We start from the raw sequence: 19102 nt of genomic DNA on the forward strand, positions 1-19102 counted from the left end.
TTTAAACGGGCAACCATTTTTTTTCCTGTTGATGATATTGTTTGATCACTCTTGCCGGGTTGCCCACCACAACTGAGTAAGGGGACACATTTTTGGTCACTACGGCGCCAGCGCCGACAATAGCATGTTTTCCGATAGTGACGCCGGCTGTAACAACAGCGTTAGCGCCAATCCAAACATTATCTTCTATATGAATAGCCTTGCAATCTACATCCTGCTGGCTGGGTGGCAACGCAATATCTTCATACTTATGATTCAAGCCGGAGACAACAATATGTTGCGCCAGCATTACATTATTCCCAATATTTACGGGGCCAATAATCACGCAGCCAATACCGATAATCGTTTGATCGCCGATGGTCAAATCCCCCACCCCGTTGTTGATTACAGAGAAATCTTCCACAATAGATTGGCTGCCCAGGCTAAACTTGTTGTAGGGAAAGATGTCAACACGGGCCATGCGCCTGATAATTGCGCCCTTGCCTTTTTGATGAACAAAGGGATTTAGGAAGATACGCATCCACGAGCGGGGCTTGGGATCCTGCTTGGGGCGCATCATCCAGGTGGTAGCCTTTTTGAGAAAGGCACTCGATTTTATTTTATCTTTTAGTGGCATTGGCTTTATGCTTCAATCCCGATTTTATACCGATTGCAAAAAAAATAAGTCCTGGTATGACAAATAATAAAAAGGGCATTTTCGGAACTGCTTTTGGTTTACACTTTTTTAGTCAAATTGCTTTCGATTTTACGCGCATTAAACACGGCGGCAAACGAAAGCCAAACAATTAAAGAAGATGGAATGTCGTTCATCACTTCATTTCCGTAACTACATATAAATAATCCAATCACCCCCGATCCCAACGCTATTAGTTTGGTATTTAACGATTTTGTTTTAATCGTCCAAATAATGCCAAAACTTTTTCCAATCAAATACATCAAACTACAAAACCATATAATAAAGCCCACAACGCCATACATGGCCCAAAGTTTCACCCAATAACTATCTGGTTCGATCGTCGACAAAAATTTATCGCTATTATATTTATGCCCGAAAGTTCCTATTACTCCCAATCCTCCACCGAAAGGCCGCGATTTCATATAATCAGCCAGTACGCGTTGACTTTCCAGCCTTACTTTCAGGGATGGATCGTTGGGGTCCGTAGCAGTTCTTAGGCGGTAAATATTATAGTTCCCATTTCCAATGGTTGTATATTTTAATACCCCCACAAAAAGGCCCAACACTAAAACCCCTAAAACAATGATTTTAAATTTACGGGCGAAAAATAACGCCGAACCCGCCGCGCCAATGAGCGCAAAAAAAGAACCCCTCGTGCCCGATATCAGCATGCCATAAAAAAACAAAAGGCTCAGAGCGATCAGGATTATTTTCCTTCCCCATGCTTTAAACCCAAGCGCCAGAATAGCACACGCCACAGAAACCTGTGCCTGTGAAGGACCAAACTGGCCCGCGTGGCTGTAAAAAGAAAATACCCGCAACTGGCCGAACACAATATGCGTAATGCTTCCGCCTTCATCCAGGAAACGCTGTTCACCGGCAGACAAACCAAAATACATCTGCTTGATGCCATTCAAAACTCCCAAGAACGAGCAGATGATCATCACGTAGATAATGGTGTTCAACTTTTTTTGATCTGTGATGAGCACCATTCCCAGCGGCGCAATTAATAATGGTAACAGCGCAGTGGACCGAATTTCCTGTAACCACCCCATTACACTGGCACCGGCAGGATTTCCCAATTGCAATACGCTAATGATAAACCACACTAAACATAATACCGTGAGCTCATTTCGAAAAACAGAAAAATCGTATCGTTTGGCATTATACCAAACACTTAACCAGGTCAAAATCAACAGCGCTTCTGTGCCCAGGCCAAATTGAATATCTCCACTTATTTCTCTCGAAAGAATAAAGAGGAAAAAACAATACGCAAAAACGGTAACCAGTCCAACAAAGGGTTCCCGAAAAAGTAAAACCAGAAAAATCACCACCACTGCCATGATCACGGGGATCATCGAAACAAAAAACATATTGGTAGCGAGGGCCGCTCCTCCAAATAAAAGAGACAACAATACCGCAACTAAAATAATAATATAGGTGCGCTTGGTTAATCTTTTATAATCAAAGCGTAATTGATACATTTATTTCTTTTGCTGCCATCAGGCCACCTTCACCTTGTTTAACACCCAACCCAGGAATCCGGGTTGCGAAGACAAGTAATTAACAAATGGCCTATTGTCTTCTGAAAATTTAGAGCCCGCCTCGTATACTGCCACGCTTCGATCACAAAACATGAGCCACTCTTTTACATTGTGAATATCCTGCCCGCTATAAATGTCAATAATTACAATATCGAAAGTACTTTTCAAAACTTCGAAACCCGCAATGAGGCTTTTTGTATCGCGAAGTTCGAGCAGCGAGTTGTTTGAAGTATTCCTATTTAAAATCGTGATCCTGTCTTCTACCTGGATCTGCTTTTTCACCAAAAATGACTCAAATTTTTGTTGCTTTGCAGGTTGGCTATCGGCGGTTTTATTGGTAACAAGGTCGAGGATATTGCCGTCTTTCTCGCAAATCAATAATACGTTTTTTCCCATCATTGCGAAAGCATAACTGAGGCTTCCTGCGAGAAAGGTTTTTCCATCGCCGTCTTTCATGCTGGTTATGCCCAGCACATTATGCTCTTCATCAAGATGCTGGTTGATTTCAAAACGAAGGGATCTGAGTAAATCTTTATAAGCCGTGTAATTTTTCACCCCGTTATCATCTTTCCATATATTACGAAGGTCTTTATCATCCTCCGTTATATAATTCAGGCAGCCCAATACCTTTTGCTGTGTAACGGTTTCCAAACGGGCGGTGTCTTCCACATTTTTATTTAATGCAAATGTCAGAAAAAGTGTCAGCAAACAAAGTAAAAAACTGGAAGCACCCGAGAAGCCAACGAATAAAATCGTTTTCGATTTTTCCGGCGGGCCGGGCAAACCCGGCTCAGCAAGGGTGAGGTTTGTGCTTGATTTAGCCAGCAGCTCTGTCTGACTATACTGGCTTTGTGCCTGTTCATACTCCGTAGATGCATTTTCAGCGTCTCGGAGCACGTCCGGCGCAACTTGCGGCAGCGCAGCCGCGCCGGCTCCCGATGGTTTTGGCAGCGCCTTAAGTTGATCTTCTACCGTAGCAAGCGCGCTTTGTGCAGAGGCCAGTTCGCCCTCGAGTTTTATACGCTCGGCCAGTAAATCCTGACGGACGGCTGCCGCATTGGAGCCGGAGTTATTGGCTGCTCTTTCAATCAACCGGTCTTTGATTCTTTTTAAAGAATCAACGGTTTGCTTGTCCTGCGGGCGGAAATTATTATTAAAATATCGCTGGTTGGCTATCTTCAACTGTGCGTCGATATTAACAATATCCACGTTATCCTTCGATTGGCTTTGAGTTACATACCCGCCTTTACCTTCAAGCTTGGCATTTACTTCCGCCAGGTTTCCTTTGATGGAGCTTATTTGCCTTAAATATTGCAGGCGTTGCGATTCCGCTTCCGACACGCGCGAATACGCCACATCCGACTGTCTTTGCGCGTTGGCCTGCCCGGCTGCCTTTGCAGCTTCGCCCTGCAGCGCCCGCCTCGCTTCTGCGCTCTTTCGCTGAAGTTCTGATTCTTTATTTTGCAAAATAGTATCCAGAAGCGCCAAAGACTTTCGCTGACCGGCAGCTACCAGTCCATTGTAATAAGCAATAAAATCGGTTGAAAAAGTGTTCACCACATAAGCGGAAAGGTTGGGGTTTTCAGAATAGAAAACAACCTGAATAAAATCGCTTTCTCCATTTCTCGAAATAAATAGATCCTTTAACAAAGATTTTTCGTCGTAGCCTGCCGCAGTCAACATATCATAGAGTTTGATCCTGTTGCCATTGTCCGCCACCGAAATCAGGCTGCCCGCATCCAACCGCTTTCTGTATTCTGCAACGGCGATTTGCTTATCTTCTTCCGATAATCCCTTTGCAAATTTCGATGGCTCCCTAAATGCCTGTTCCGGATTTTCGAGGTCATGTAAAATAAGTTTGTATGATAATGCATTGATGCTCCGTTTAGACTTCATCCGTTCCAGAATATTTCCAAATTGTTGGCTTAGCTGGAAATAGTCCATCCGCTCGCCGCCGTTAATAGCGCTCTGCTGAAACCTGCTTGCCAGGCCGGTTGATATCAGTGATGTGGAAGAATAGGTTTTAGGAAGTTTTTTTGCCAGGAAATAAGTAGTCACGGCAAAAACAATGGGTACGAGAATCAATAACCATTTAAATCGCAATACGTACCTTAAAAAATCCTTCAGGTTCAGATTAATCATCACTTAATATTTCTTTTGTCGGGTTATTTAACGTTTTCAATCGTCGTACCGATAATACCTTCCAAAACATTTTTAGCTTTCAGGTAGGCTACTTCGGCTTCCAAAACTTGTACATCCGCATCGATTGATGCACTTTTTGCCGCTGTATAAATATCAAGTGTTACGGTTCCGTTTTGAAACTGAGCCTGCGCATTCGTTAGAATGCTTTTAAAATCGCTGGCCGCTAGCGTTTTGATTGCTAATTGCTTTTTTGCCGTAATAAAATCATAGTAGCTCGATTTAACCAATTGTACCAATGTATTCTTGTAATCATTATTTTGCGCCATCGCCACTTTATAATCGGCCTTAGCCGCCTTGATGGTGGCAGGTTTTGCCAGAAAACTACCGAGGTTTACGGTGACGCCAAATTGAAACCCGCTCAACACCACGTTATTGGTGCCACCGCTTCCGCCGCCCGGAATATAAATAAGCCCCTCATTTCTTTGAGGACTGTAGAAATAACTTGCGTTAAAAATATCAAACAACCCCATGGTAGCCACCGATATTTGCGCTTTAGAGCGTTCCACCGTGGCATCTGATGCTTTTTTCAAAGGATAGTTGGTCATCGCCAGGGTAATATATTTATTCAGCAGCGCATTATCGATTTCATTCAGGATCGATTCCTGGCTTTTAGCGGATGCACAAATTAGAACGGAAGCAAATAAAGAAAACAATACTTTTTTCATCTGACTCGGAATTTAAACTTTTTCCTTTTGCAACATTGCAGGTATGGTTTTAAAAATAATTTTGAGATCCATTAAAAAAGAACCATCTTTTGCGTACGTATTATCAAGTTCTTTTCGCTCGTCTTCAGACATTTCGGCTTTGCCTCTTTTACTGATCTGCCACAAACCGGTAATACCAGCCGGACCGAGAAAACGCATGGCAAACTGGTCGGAAGTTAATTGCTCTGCCTCGTAAAGCGGTAGTGGCCGGTTGCCCACGATAGACATATCGCCTTTTAGTACATTAAAAAGCTGCGGCAACTCATCTATACTTGTTTTACGCAAAAAATTGCCTATTTTGGTGATGCGTGGGTCGTTGAGAATTTTTACAAATGCTTTCTGACTGCTTTGATCGCCGGCCGCATACTGATTATTGGTCTTGCTCAGGTTCGCGAGTTTTTTATCCGCATCGACCACCATCGATCGAAATTTATAAAAATCAAATATTTTATACCCATTCCCTGCTCTTTTACTCTTATAAATCACCGGCCCTCTGCTTTCCAGTTTAATAAGAATAGCTACCAAAATGAAGACGGGCGACAAAATCAAAATAGCTACAGTAGATGCCAGTATATCAAATAGACGCTTGGAAAGCGGCATATGATATTCAAGATTTTTTGCCGACAGCTTGTTGGCGTCATGCGGTTTTAAAAGTTTAAACTTGATGAGAAAGTTAACGCGCTCAAAAATTAATTCCGTATTAAACGGCCTAAAATAAATGTCGTTTGCTTTGGCTTCCAGCGCCTTTTGATGCAGTTCTGTTTTGTTTGACGAGGATAAAAGGATGATAATGATTCCTGAGGTCAGCGCGTTTTCTCTCAACTCTTTGACCTGATTGAAAACAGTAGCTTCGTTGTTGGTTTGCATTTCCAATAGTAGCGCATAGGGCAAATCGACCATCGACGAATGGGCCAACTGACGGTTGAAATCACTTAAAGTTTTGTAAGAATCGATCCTATAGTTGCTATATTCGCCGCCTGCGATAACAACTTCTTCCAGGAAAACCTCGCCAACGTATGCTATACCAACAGTTTGACTTAGCGCATTAGTTTTCAGAGGCGGTAACTTTTGGGTGTTCGAAAAGTAGGTATCTGACTGCATCTTTTAGCTTGGTAGGATTAAAAGGTTTTTGAAAAATTTCGTTTACGGGAAAAGGCAATTGCGATTCCAAGGCTTTAGTATCTGATGTTCCGGTAAGCACAATTACTGGTATTTTCGAGAATAACCCGCTGATTTTAATAGATTTAAGAAATTCCGGCCCGTTAAAATATGGCATATTAATATCTAAAATGATCAAATCGGGTTTGTTGCTTTCTTCTAACCATTGGATCGCTTCATATCCGTTATTTTTTAAAACAACGCTGTAGTCTTTTGATAAAACAAACTCTAAGAGTTTCAAAATCGTCGGTTCATCATCAACTATCAGAATTGTTTTTTTCATTTACTTCGATTTAGAAAGATTAAGTGTAAAATTAACTACAAGTTATTAAAATAAGCGTATTCTTATAAAATAATATCCTGACCTTTTGATTATACACTTTCTGATATTTTACCCTAAGTCTGCCGGATAGCTTTTTCCATTATTCTAACCAAGGTTTCATTGTGCGGCGGCAATAAAAATGTTTTATGATCGCCCGCCACATCGTGCACCACAACACCTTTGGTATATCGCTTCCAGCCCAAATAAACAGGATCATCGAGAAAGTAAATACGCTCTTTTACACGAAACAGATGCACTTTGATGTCTAAAGGTTCCATGACGTAGCTATAATAGGCTTGGTTGTAAGCTTCAATTACTTTTTCGTCGTAGTCGTAGATCTTTTCGTCTTCACTTTCTTTGTAGGTTTCTTTAAAAAGCTTGCGCTTTATAAGCATCAGTTGATAACCGATAACTTCTTTGGGATATTTAAAAAGATTGCCTCCTATAAAAGCTGCTTTTTTCACCTGGCGCCTCAGCTTTACAGCCAGGCGGCCTGCGGCCGTAACAGGAATATGGCGCCCGCCAACATTCGTATCCAGAATACCCAGCATTTTCACCTCCTTCCCAAGCTGCATCAACTGCTTCACCATTTCGTGAGCTACAATGCCACCATATGAATAGCCAATGATAATGTAGGGGCCTTTTGAATTAACCTCCAGTATTTCCCTCAGGTATCTCCTGGCAATAGTTTCGATAGACTCCAAATCTTTGATGTCCCCGCTTAAACCAAGGGCCTGAATGCCATACAGGGGCTGATCCTCGCTTAAAAAAGGTTCTAACTTTTTGTATAATAGAATATTTAAAGCACCACCATGGATTAAATAGATAGGTGGTTTTGAACCTGATTTTTTGATTTCTACCAGAATTTTCTCCTCGACCTTAGCTTTGCTGCCCACCAGTTTTGCAATCGCGGCAATGGTGGGATGTTGAAATAAGGTAGCAATCGGCAATTTGGCGTTCATGCGCGCACTGATCCGTTTCATAACTTTTACAGCAATCATGGAATGGCCCCCCAGTTCAAAAAAATTATCCTCTACATGCAAACCGTCAATACCCAATTCTTCTTCCCATATTTTTTTAATTTCAGCCTCAATAGGATTGAGCGTTTCCTCCGGAACAATATCTTCAGATGCAAGCGCCATTCGTTGTTTATAAAACTTCGGAGGTTCGATCCTTTTAACATCAACCTTACCGTTAGGTGTAAGTGGAAACGAGTTCATTTTCACCCAATAGGCAGGAACCATAAAGTAAGGCAAGTGGGCGCGCAACTGATTTCCCCATTCTAAAATGGATGCTTTTTTAAACTCATGGTCACCGCCGCCATCATCATGCTGTGGAATGACATACGCCACGATACTTTTTTCGCCGGTGTGGTCGTCTAAAACTTTCACTACCACATCCTTCACATTTCGCAGCCGTGATACATTAAATTCAATTTCCCCTAATTCGATCCGGAACCCTCTGATCTTAACCTGGTTGTCGATGCGTCCCTCATATTTAATTTCTCCGTTGCTTTGTAACCTGCCCAAATCACCGCTTTTGTACATTTTCGCATTGGGGTCGGCAGCGAATGGATCTTTTACAAACCGCGCCTCTGTCAGTTCCGGGCGCTTCCAATAGCCCTGGGCCACGCCGTCGCCTCCAATATATAGTTCACCTGTCTCACCGTCCTTAACCTTTTCCAGTTTTTCATTTAAAATATAAATAGGTGTGTCCAACAGCGCGGGCCCGATTGTAATTTTCTCATCACTCAACACACGCGCTAAGGTGCAGAGAACGGTTGTTTCAGTTGGGCCGTAGCCGTTATACAACGCCGTACAACGCGGCAAAAGATCTTTTGCTAAAGATGGCAGTAAAGGCTCACCCGCAGAGATCAGCCTGGCCGGAAGCTGCTCCGTCCAGTCTGCAGTTAACATCAGCTTGAAAGTAATCGGCGTAGCGATCATCAGGCTAATATTTCTTTTAATCACTTCATCTAAAAGCAATTGCCCGTCTTTAACCGTATCTGCGCGCGTGAGCACTAATTCTGCGCCGTTCACCAAACTCGCATAATTATCAAAACAGGTAATATCAAACGAAATTGTTGAAACGGACAAAAACTTGTCGCTGCTGTTCACTTGGAACGCATCCTGCATGGCTTTCAGGAAGTGGATGAGGTTGCGATGTGAGACCATTGCGCCTTTCGGCTTACCTGTAGAACCAGAGGTATAAAGTATATAAGCCAGCGTATCGGGATTGATTTGAATATCCGGGTCGGCTGCCGAACTTTTTTCAAGCTCTGTTTTGATAGTATTGAGACAGATATTGATGCCTTTACCTGCTAAAGCTTCGTTACGATCTGCAGTGATCATAAACTGTGCTTCTGCATCTTCCACTAAGAAAGACACGCGGTCTTGCGGATAATTCGGATCGACTGGCACATAGGTGGCGCCGCATTTTAAAACCGCAACGATGGCTACTATGATGGGAATGCCCCGATCGAGGATAATCGCGACTTTTTGACCAGACGCCACGCCCTGCGACCGCATATAGTTAGCTAATTTATTTGCTTCGCTGTTCAATTGCTCATAGGTGATAAAATCGTCTTCCATGCGGACAGCGACCTGATCGGGATGCGCTTCCACAACTCTTGCAAATAAAGCCGGAATATTTTGGTTTAAAATATTGGGCCCTTCCGACGCGATAGCCTTGCTAAAAACGCTTACCTCAGCAGTGGTGGCCACATCGCTTATCCTTATATCAGGCTGCGCCGCCACCTGATTCACAACGCTATGATAGGAAGCCATCAGCGCTTTCACATCGTCCGTACTAAACAAATCCGTCTGATAATAAACCTGAAAATGAATTTGCGGGCCGCGCTTGTAGGTATCAATATACAATTCAAAACTGCTATGCTCTTCTTTTAAATCGATAAGATCGTGGCTAATGCCTGTTAGGTTCAACGTTATATCTGATTTCTCAAGCTGGCTTCCAAAACTAACGGAGACCATATTGCTGGCTGCGCCGCGATTAAACTTCAATTTGCGAAGCACGCCACCAAAAGTCACTTTTTGATGATCAAAATCAGCCAGCATTTCCTCATTGCGAAGCTTCATGTAATCAGAAAACGAAAACCCGTTTTGAACATGCGCTCGGATCGGCAACATATTAATAGTATGCCCCACCATGCTGAAGCCCGGAACCGATAGATGATCAGTCGCCGGCAAGCCCAATACAAAATCTTTTTGCCCCGTTTTCCTATAAATAAATACTTCAAAGAGCGTTCTTAGCAAAATGGTTAATGTTGTATTTGAACGCAGGGCAGTCTTCTCAATTGTCGCGGTTTCTGATTCGTCGAAAGCATAGGCAAAAACCTCGCTTTTATACGTTCGTTCCGGCTCGGGCAAATATCTCGAAGCCAGTGAAACCGGTTCGGGAATGTCATTTTTAAATTTTTCCACCCAATAATCCACATCCTGCGCATAGCGCTCCCCCTGATAACGCGCCACTTCCTTTGTTGCATAAGCGCTGAATTTAACAGCTTCCCCTAATACAGGAACGCTGCCGGTAAGATAGCTATTGTAAATCTCGCCAACCTCTTTAATAATAACGTCAAAGGAGCCGCCATCACAAATCAGGTGGTGGATCACGAAAAACAGCAGGTGCTTTTGCTCTGAAAGTTTGATGATATGAACCCGGAATAAAAGGTCTTTTTCAAGATCAAAAGGTGTTTCATACGCGTCTTTTAAAAACCGGGATATAAATTGCGACTGCGCCTCGTCGTCCTGACCAGAAATATCCTGCTCATAAAACGGTAAATCAATCGAAGCCTGCACCGTCATGGTCGTTCCATCCGCACTAAAAATAGAACGCAGCAGTTCGTGTCGCTCGGCAAGATGCTGAAACGCATTTTTTAATAGCGCTACATCCAGGGTTCCGCTAAGATATTCTGCATGCGCCACATTATAGGAAATATTAGCTTCGTCGCCTCCGATCAGGCACTTCTGCCAGATTTCAACCTGAGGCTCAGTCGTTGGAAAGCTGACAACAGGGGTATCACTTGCTTCCAGGTACCATTCCTGGCTTTCTTCCTGATCGCTTTGGCTGGCTTGAAGTTTGGACAATTCGCTGGCAAAATCGCGCAAGACAGGAAAACGGAACAAAGAAGTTAAAGGAATAGAAAGGCCCACCTCATGCTCCAACAAACGAATGACGCGCACCGCCAAAAGCGAGTGGCCGCCAAGTTCAAAAAAATTGTCATAGACACCAATCCTTTCTTTACCAAAAACTTCCTTCCAGATTTTCTCCAAAAGCAGTTCTGTTGGAGTTTCAGGCGCCACGTAGCCATGAGATTGCATTTCGGGCGCAGGTAATTTTCTTTTATCTACCTTACCATTTGTAGTTAGCGGCAGCTCGTCGATGATCACAAAAGCCACAGGTACCATATAATCGGGCAACTTATTGCGCAGCGCAGCTCTCCATTCCTTCTTAAGTGCTTCCGCGTTTTCTTTGTTTTGCAACGGAACGATATAAGAAACCAGGTATCCATTGCCGGCGCCGTCTTCTCGCACGACGGTGATATTATTTTTCACATTTTCCAGGCCGGAAATATGGAAATCGATCTCGCCTAATTCAATGCGATACCCCCTGAGTTTTACCTGATCATCGATCCTTCCTTTAAATAATAACACATCATTGTCTAACATGATGGCATTGTCCCCGGTCTTATACATTTTTCCGCCGGGCACAAACGGATCCGGCAAAAACCGCTCGGCCGTCAGATCGGGCTTGTTATAATAACCTTTTGCCAGGCAATCGCCCCCGATATAAATTTCACCTGCCACGCCTTTCGACACCGGCCGGCGCTCTTCATCCAGTAAATAAATATGAGCATTGGCAATCGGAACGCCGATCGGAACAGCGGCTAAATTGTCGTCGACATGGTAATTGTAAATCATACAACCAACGGTGGCCTCGGTCGGTCCATACTCGTTGCAAATCGTTACCTGCCCCTTAAACAAGGTTGATATTTCCCTGGCCACCGAAGTTTCCAACTCCTCTCCGCCCACGATAAGCGTCACATAATGCCCCGGCAGGTTTTTTTTGATAAACGGACTGTCTTTAACGAGTTTTAAATGTGACGGTGTCAGTTTCACGACGTTCACTTCTTTATCCGTAAATATTTTCTCCAGCACAGTTACCGGTTCTTCTTCGTGGTAGGTTTTTAGCAAGCTACCTGAAACCAGCGGTGAAAAAATGGAGGTAATCGTCAGGTCAAAGGAAATAGACGTATATAGCGGGAACACAGCCGGTTTGCCTTTTAAATAATAGCTCACCGCCCAGCTGATATAGTTAACCAGCGAATGATTAGCGATCATGACGCCTTTAGGCTTTCCGGTAGAGCCCGAAGTGTATAGGATATATACCAAAGATTCGCTGTTGATGGCCACCTCCGGCAATGTTACAGCAAAATCACCGAGCTGATCTATTATCTGATCGACTAAAATCTCGCGGCCGGTCGTTTTAAACTTTTGTTTGAATGCCTCCGTTGTCAGCAAGAATGCCGCGCCCGAGTTTTCAAGCATATATTCAATGCGCTCCTGCGCATATTGAGGATCGAGCGGCACAAAAACGGCGCCCGCTTTCATGATACCCAGAATGGCAATAATCAGCTCAACACTCCGCTCCATCGCGACACCCACAACCATTCCTCTTGTCACACCCTGTTGAATCAGGTAATGAGCCATCTGGTTGGACTGTTCAAAAATCTCCTGGTAAGAATAAGCGTTTTCTTTAAACAAAACAGCCGTTTTATCAGGATGCGCGGCACAGGTTTTATTGATCAGCTCCAATAAGGTCGCTCCTTCAAAAGTCGTTTTATCCCGGTTGTTCCAGCGGCTCCAATATTCCATTAACTGCTGTTCATCTTCCAGCCTGATATGGCCGATCTTCTGTTCAGGATCGCTAACTATTTGCGTTAAAACAAAAACGAATTTATCCATCAGGCCTTTCATGGTCGATGCCTTATACAAATTCGTATTATACGACCATTGAAAAACATATCCCTTGTCACTGTCGGCGATATTGACAAACAATTCGTAGGTTTCGGCTACTCTTTGGTTGTGCTCGAGCCGATACTGAAGGCCCTGGAAGTTTACGTTTAAATCGATTCCCATATCGATATTAAGCGACACGGGGGCGAGCGGCATTCTCGACAGATCCCGCTGCATTTTTAGTTCCTTCAGAAATGTGCCAAAGGTGAATTGCTGATTTTCGTAGTCGGCAAGTTTCTTTGATTTTCTCTGGCGCAAATAATCCGCAAAAGAAAGATCGGCTTGTGGCTGGCTGCGCAGCGGCAATAGATTGACACAATGCCCCACCAGGTCAAACATCTCGGTAGCCGCCTGTCCGGCGGTTGGCAGGCCAATTACAATGTCGTCGTGGCCAGTGTATTTGTAAAGCAGCACTTCAAAAGCCGACATCAGTATATTCACAAAGCTACTCCCGTAGGTCGCTCCGGTCTTTTTGACGGCGTCGGCAAGCGCAGCCGGCAATATATAATCGTCTCTCCGGCCCTGATAGCTGCGAACGGGCGGCCGGGGAAAATCCGGCGGAATTTCGAACACAGGAATATTATCAGCATATTCCTGCTTCCAGTAAGCTACAATTTGCTGATAGGCAGGCGTGTCTTCAAAAAGGATGCTTTTTACTGCGTAATCGCTGAATTGCGAAGCTGCGGGCGGCAGTGCTGCTCCATATAATTTGGCATTATATAGTTTACTTAGGTCTTCAAGCAAAATCCCGAGCGACCACCCATCGCATATCAGATGGTGGACCGTAATAATGAAAATATGACGATCTGCTGATAGGTGGAAAAGTGCGAACCGGATCAAAGGCCCGTGAATGATATCAAACTCTGTTTCCGCGTCTTTCAACTGCGCCGAAACAATCTCCGACTGTTGCAAAACGGGGTCCAGATGCTGCAGATTTTTTTCGGTAAAAGGAATGGTTTGATTTTCGTAAATAATCATTTTGCCGCCATCCTCACTAAAGGAAGCCCTTAAGGACTCATGTCTTAAGATCAGGGAAGCCGCGCATTCTTTTAATACTTCACTATTAAGTGCTCCTTCAAAATGAAGCGACATAGATAAATTATAAGCCAGGTTAGCGTAGCGCGCACCTAAAAGGCAGGAAGCGAAGACTTCTTTTTGAGATTCTGTCGCCGGCACCACCTTTTGAATCACATCGCCTTCGAAAGGGTTATAATCCACCAACACGTTTTTCTTGGTTTCTGATTGTATCATTAGTAGGGTCTAAATAGCAATTTGTAAATAACTTCCCGGCGTATCGCCATCGGGTACAAACCAGGCTGGATTACCGCTTCTGTCCTTTCCCAGCCTCGCGCCCGGCACAGGTGGGTTGGTATTGACGGAAATATACGCTTTGGGTTGCGGCAGCGAAGGCTTATCATTTTGCTGCCCGTTTGCGGGATGTGAGGAGATAGTTTGCTGCTGCTGTAATTGGGCCACCTGTTCTGTAAGCAGGCTTATTTGCTTCAAAATGGTTTCTAATAATGCTGTTGGATCATTCGGAGCAGTAGCTGCACCAGGATGCGTTTGTTTTGGCTGATCCGCCTTTTTGCGTTCCGGGCTATAGGCGTCAACCGGCAGGCTGGCTTCGATATGCGTGGCCAATTTGTCAATGGTATCGTAAGTTTCGTTCAGTTGCCTGAAGGTTACCGGAACTTTAAATTCTCTTTTGAAACTGCTTGCCACCTGGGTTAATAATAAGGAATCAAAACCCAACTCGACAAAACTCAAGTGCGGGTTGGTATCGCTCAAATCATTTCCTGAAGCTTCGTGCAACAGGTTTTTTATTTTTAACAAGATGCGTTCTTTGCGTGGCAAATCACTGTCGCCCAGGCCAGACTGTTCTTGCGCTGCCTCACCGGGCGCGGCCACGTCGATAACCGCGTTTAATGGTTCCACCCAATATTTTTTCCGGTCGTAGGCGTAGGTGGGCAACTCATGCAAAATATCATAAGTGTTAGTACCATGAAAGAGCTTCCAGTCGATATCCACGCCTAAAGTCCAAAGCTTCCCAATAGCCTTTCGGGCGGCATTCGCGTCCTCACTACCCTCCTTCAGCTCGATGGAATTCAAAACGCGGCCGACGATATTTCCACCTTGCTGTTTGATGAGGGTTGACGTTGCATTACCCGGACCGGTTTCTAAAAACACAGGGCTTAGCTCACTGTTTAGCTTTGCGATGGCATCGCTGAAATTAACCATGGCGCGCGCATGTTGCGACCAATAACCGGGATCAGTAGCTTCACTATCTTTTAACCAATCGGCCGTAACTGTTGAAAGAATTGGAATTCGCGGAACGCCCAACTGAAACGTTGCCGCAACCTCGAACAAGGGCTGGATGATAGGATCCATCATTTGAGAATGAAAAGCATGACTCGTACGAAGCGGCTTATTTACAATACCCTTGCTGGTAAGCAAACCGGAAAACGCTTCCACATCTTCCTGCTTTCCCGACACAACGCAAAGATTGGGCGCATTGTTGGTAGCCACCGAAAGTGTAGGTGGTAGCATCGGCAACACTTCATTTTTGGATGTTCTCACAGACAACATGGTGCCGCCCGGCAGTTCGCTGATCAGCCTGGCGCGCGCTGCCACCAATTTAATAGCATCGGGAAGCGTTAACACGCCGGCTAAATGGGCACATACAAACTCGCCTATGCTATGCCCGACAAGCGCCGTAGGCTGGATGCCCTTGCTCATATAATATTTTGCCAGCGCATAAGAAGTAATAAATGTAGCCGGCTGCGTATAAAAGGTATTTTTTAACCGCTCGGCAGCCGCATCAGACGGATCTGTAAAAATAACCTGCCGTATGTCTTCATTGATCTCTTGCTCTAAAATAGCGGCGCACTCATCAACGGCCGCGCGGTAAACCGCTTCGGTTTCGTACAATATCCGCCCCATGTTAACATACTGAGAGCCCTGTCCGGGAAATACAAATACGATGTTGGGATTGCGCTCCTGCAGCTGCCGTGTGGCCGCCTGCACAATGCTGTCTTCTTTCAGCTGGCGCTGCAGGTCCTTCACATCATTCGCTACAAGGGCGGTGCGCACGGAAAGCGGTTCGCGAAAGTGCTGCAAATTATACGCGACGCTGTCAAGATTGGCGTTGGTGTTGTTTTCCAAAAACTCAGAAAGTTTTTTAGCAAAATTCAAATTGCTTTGATGGCTGCGCGACGACCAAACCACCAACTGCGGATCGTTCGATTTTACCGCGGAAGAGCGCTTCTCCTGGGATGCCGCTTCCATCACAATATGTACATTGGTGCCGCCAATGCCAAACGAACTTACGCCCGCTATCCTTTTTCCGTCAATCGGCTCCCAAGCTCTGTAGGAATCGTTTACAACAAAGGGACTGCCTGCAAAATCAATAGCAGGGTTTGGTGTTTTATAATGAAGTGAAGGCACTAATTTTTCATGATGTAAAGACAAGGCCGTTTTAATAACGCCCGCAACTCCCGCAGCGTGCGTTAAATGTCCGATATTGCTTTTCACCGAACCTATCGCACAATATTGTTTTTTTGCCTGCTCGCCAAACGCTGTTTTCAAGCCCTCGATTTCGATGGGATCGCCCAGTGGCGTAGCCGTTCCATGCGTTTCAACATAAGAAATCGTAGCCGGATCAACGCCCGCATCTTCAATCGCCATCAGGATGGCCTCCGACTGCCCGTCGGTGCTCGGGGCCGTAAAACTTCCCTTACCACCACCGTCGTTATTAACGCCAACTCCTTTAATCACAGCATAGATCAGGTCGTTATCTGCCTGAGCATCCGACAATCTTTTCAACAATACCACGCCGGCCCCATCGCTAAAAACGGTGCCTTTCGCATCTGCGTCGAAAGGCCTGCAATGCCCATCATTGCTGAACATGGCGCCTTCTTCGTAAACATGCCCGCTATTAACCGGGACATTCAAGGCAACGCCTCCTGCAATCGCCAGCTCACACTGGCCCATTCGAAGGCTTTCTACTGCCTGAGCGATGGCCATCAGGGAAGTCGAGCAGGCCGTATTTACATTGACAGCGGGTCCTTTCAAATTGAGATGATAAGCCACTCTTGTCGATAAATAGTCCTTCTCGGAGACAGATAAGGTTTGATAATAGCCCTGCGTTTCGATCTTGTCTTTATGGTTAAAAACGTTATTATTGAAATAAGTATTTGTATTGCTACCTGCAAAAACGCCCACAACGCCAGTATCACCGCCGGCCAGATAGCCGGTTTTTTCCAACACTTCCCTCGATATTTCCAGGAAAACACGCATTTGTGGATCCATTAACTCGGCCAGTTTGGGGTTGATCCCAAACAATTCGGCGTCGAAGTACGCAACATTTTTCAACACGCCCCTTGCCCTTACATAAAGCGGATCGTTTTTCTGAAGATCAGGAACGGCCGGATCGATCTCTTCTTCTTTGAAAAAAGAGATCGTTTCTTTTCCTTCTTTTAATACATCCCAAAATGCCTCTATCGTTTCGGCGCCGGGAAAACGACCCGAAAGCCCTATGATCGCAATATCACCAGTTGCGGCTTTTTCTTTTTTCTTTATATTTTTCCGCGTTTTCGGCGCGGTATCGTCCAGGCTGCTTTGCAATCCCTTTATAGTAGGGTATTGATACAGCCGCGTTATAGGAATATTATATCCATATTTTTGTTTGAGCGCGATGATGGATTTTTGGGCCAACACAGAATTGCCGCCCAATTCAAAAAAGTTATCGTCGGTACCGATTTCATCGATCAGCAACAACTCGCTCCAAACGGAAGCGATATTTTTTTCCATTGCTGATTTCGGCTTCCTGTAAAGCACGCTTAAAGCCGGCCGCTTCACTTTTATGGCCGACAATGCTTTCTTGTCCACCTTCCCACTTGCCGTTTTAGGCAGCTCATCGATCCACTCAAACACCGATGGGATCATATAATCAGGTAGCTGCTGAAGCAGCGATGAGCGCACCGCTTCTGTTTCCTTTTGATCGCCTTTGCCTACCAAATATGCGATAATACGTTTGTCGCCCGAACCGGCCCCCTGCGCCATTACCACACAATTGGTGATACGCTTGTTTTGCAGCAAGGCAGTTTCTATCTCGCCAAGCTCGACCCGGTATCCCCTGATCTTTACCTGCTCATCCATCCTTCCCAAAAAGTCGATCGTGCCGTCAGGCAGATATTTTGCAAGATCACCCGTCTTGTAAATGCGTTCAGTCTTTCCGTTGTGATCCCAGCTCACAAATTTTTCAGCGGTCAACTGATCCTGATTCATGTACCCCTCGGCTAAAGCAATACCACCGATGCACAGTTCGCCCGTTGTTCCATCCGGCACCTCCATGCCGTTGTCAAGTATATAAATCGAAACATTATCGATGGGCCGGCCAATCGTGGGAAGCTCGGGCCATTTTTTGGGATCGCCGCTAAGTTCAAGGCTGGTAACCACGTGGCCTTCTGTAGGGCCATATTGGTTGAATAGTTGCAGTCCGGGAATAGCCGCAAAGAAAGAGACAATCTGTGGCGTAACTTTTAATTGTTCGCCGGCTGTCATTACTTCTTTCAGGCTTTGCGGAAAAACTTTTTCGGCATCAGCCGCTTCGCATAGCATCTGCAAAGCAACGAATGGCAAAAACAAGCGATTGATGCCGTTGGCTTCAAGAAAATTAAGAAGCGAGGCCGCATCCAGCCTCAATGTATCATCAATCAGGTAAAGCGTACCGCCAATGGCGAGCGTAGTGAAAATTTCCTGAAAAGAAACGTCAAAAGTGATGGGCGAAAAATTGATGGTTTTAGAACCCTTCGTCATTTGGGAATCGCCGAGCTGCCATTTAATTAAATTCACCAACGCTGCCTGCCGCATGAGCACGCCCTTCGGTCGCCCTGTCGACCCGGACGTGAAAAGCACATAAGCAAAACGCGCCGGCTCGGGGAAGCTGTTAAGAGCAGGCGCTGTTGCTTGCGAAATGGCGGCGTCAATATCTGTAATAACGGAAGCGTTTGCTCCAAACAAATGTTGGTGCCCCGCAGCCGAAATAATAATTTGGGGTTTAGCATCTTCGAGCATGAAGGCAACCCTGTCCTTCGGGTAAGCCGGATCAACCGGCATATAAGCCGCCCCTGCTTTTAAAATGGCGATAATCGAAATAATGACATCAAACCCTTTCTCCAGGCAAATGGCAACGATATCATCGGGCTTCACGCCGGAGGCTATTAAATAACGGGCAAAAGCAGCCGATTTCTCATCTAATGCCCGATACGTCAGGGACGCTCCCTTATAGTGCAATGCCGTAGCTTCCGGATACTTCTGCACGGCGTCGAGAAAATATCCCAGTATACTGGTTTGTTGATGAACAAAAGAATCTCTGTCAAGAGTGCTCATAAGTTAAAGTCCGGTTTAGTCTGTGGATAATTGGCAAAGCCTTCTTGCATTGTTACTATTCAATTTTTTACAAA

The 19102-nt window shown here is 45.0% G+C and carries 8 protein-coding genes; all 8 read right to left on the bottom strand.

Annotated features, from left to right (window positions below; translation table 11 throughout):
- Nucleotide 1: 1 nt before the first annotated feature.
- The 8 genes from ABDK00_RS10240 to ABDK00_RS10275 all read right to left on the bottom strand — a co-directional run bounded on the left by ABDK00_RS10240 (nt 2) and on the right by ABDK00_RS10275 (nt 19028).
- Entirely contained in the window at nt 2-616 is a 615-nt protein-coding gene (locus ABDK00_RS10240; protein WP_346239106.1) for an acyltransferase, read from the bottom strand.
- 98 nt (nt 617-714) lie between these two features.
- Entirely contained in the window at nt 715-2160 is a 1446-nt protein-coding gene (locus tag ABDK00_RS10245; RefSeq protein WP_346239107.1) for an O-antigen ligase family protein, read from the bottom strand.
- Between the two features lie 18 nt (nt 2161-2178).
- Nucleotides 2179-4362, bottom strand: a complete 2184-nt coding sequence (locus tag ABDK00_RS10250) for a cellulose synthase operon protein YhjQ/BcsQ (RefSeq protein ID WP_346239108.1) — start codon at nt 4360-4362, stop codon at nt 2179-2181.
- A gap of 23 nt (nt 4363-4385) precedes the next feature.
- Entirely contained in the window at nt 4386-5087 is a 702-nt protein-coding gene (locus ABDK00_RS10255; RefSeq protein WP_346239109.1) for a TolC family protein, read from the bottom strand.
- 12 nt (nt 5088-5099) lie between these two features.
- Nucleotides 5100-6227 carry a sugar transferase gene (locus ABDK00_RS10260; RefSeq protein WP_346239110.1) on the bottom strand — a complete coding sequence of 376 codons (1128 nt, stop codon included), beginning with the start codon at nt 6225-6227 and terminating at the stop codon, nt 5100-5102.
- Nucleotides 6172-6567, bottom strand: coding sequence for a response regulator (locus ABDK00_RS10265; RefSeq protein WP_346239111.1), 396 nt, complete (start codon nt 6565-6567; stop codon nt 6172-6174). Before ABDK00_RS10265 ends, ABDK00_RS10260 begins: the two co-directional genes overlap by 56 nt.
- A 113-nt stretch (nt 6568-6680) precedes the next feature.
- Complete coding sequence (locus ABDK00_RS10270) at nt 6681-13889, bottom strand: amino acid adenylation domain-containing protein (RefSeq protein WP_346239112.1); 7209 nt, start codon at nt 13887-13889, stop codon at nt 6681-6683.
- A gap of 9 nt (nt 13890-13898) precedes the next feature.
- A complete protein-coding gene (locus tag ABDK00_RS10275) occupies nt 13899-19028 on the bottom strand; it encodes an amino acid adenylation domain-containing protein (RefSeq protein ID WP_346239113.1) in 5130 nt (1709 codons plus the stop codon).
- Nucleotides 19029-19102: the final 74 nt, after the last annotated feature.

It is taken from the genome of Niabella insulisoli, assembly GCF_039652435.2.
In the GTDB taxonomy this organism is placed as follows: Bacteria; Bacteroidota; Bacteroidia; order Chitinophagales; family Chitinophagaceae; genus Niabella; species Niabella insulamsoli.

Excerpts from the sequence above, each read along its gene's own strand:
- ABDK00_RS10240 (WP_346239106.1), bottom strand. The coding sequence starts at position 616 with ATGCCACTAAAAGATAAAATAAAATCGAGTGCCTTTCTCAAAAAGGCT.
- ABDK00_RS10245 (WP_346239107.1), bottom strand. The coding sequence starts at position 2,160 with ATGTATCAATTACGCTTTGATTATAAAAGATTAACCAAGCGCACCTAT.
- ABDK00_RS10250 (WP_346239108.1), bottom strand. The coding sequence starts at position 4,362 with ATGATTAATCTGAACCTGAAGGATTTTTTAAGGTACGTATTGCGATTT.
- ABDK00_RS10255 (WP_346239109.1), bottom strand. The coding sequence starts at position 5,087 with ATGAAAAAAGTATTGTTTTCTTTATTTGCTTCCGTTCTAATTTGTGCA.
- ABDK00_RS10260 (WP_346239110.1), bottom strand. The coding sequence starts at position 6,227 with ATGCAGTCAGATACCTACTTTTCGAACACCCAAAAGTTACCGCCTCTG.
- ABDK00_RS10265 (WP_346239111.1), bottom strand. The coding sequence starts at position 6,567 with ATGAAAAAAACAATTCTGATAGTTGATGATGAACCGACGATTTTGAAA.
- ABDK00_RS10270 (WP_346239112.1), bottom strand. The coding sequence starts at position 13,889 with ATGATACAATCAGAAACCAAGAAAAACGTGTTGGTGGATTATAACCCT.
- ABDK00_RS10275 (WP_346239113.1), bottom strand. The coding sequence starts at position 19,028 with ATGAGCACTCTTGACAGAGATTCTTTTGTTCATCAACAAACCAGTATA.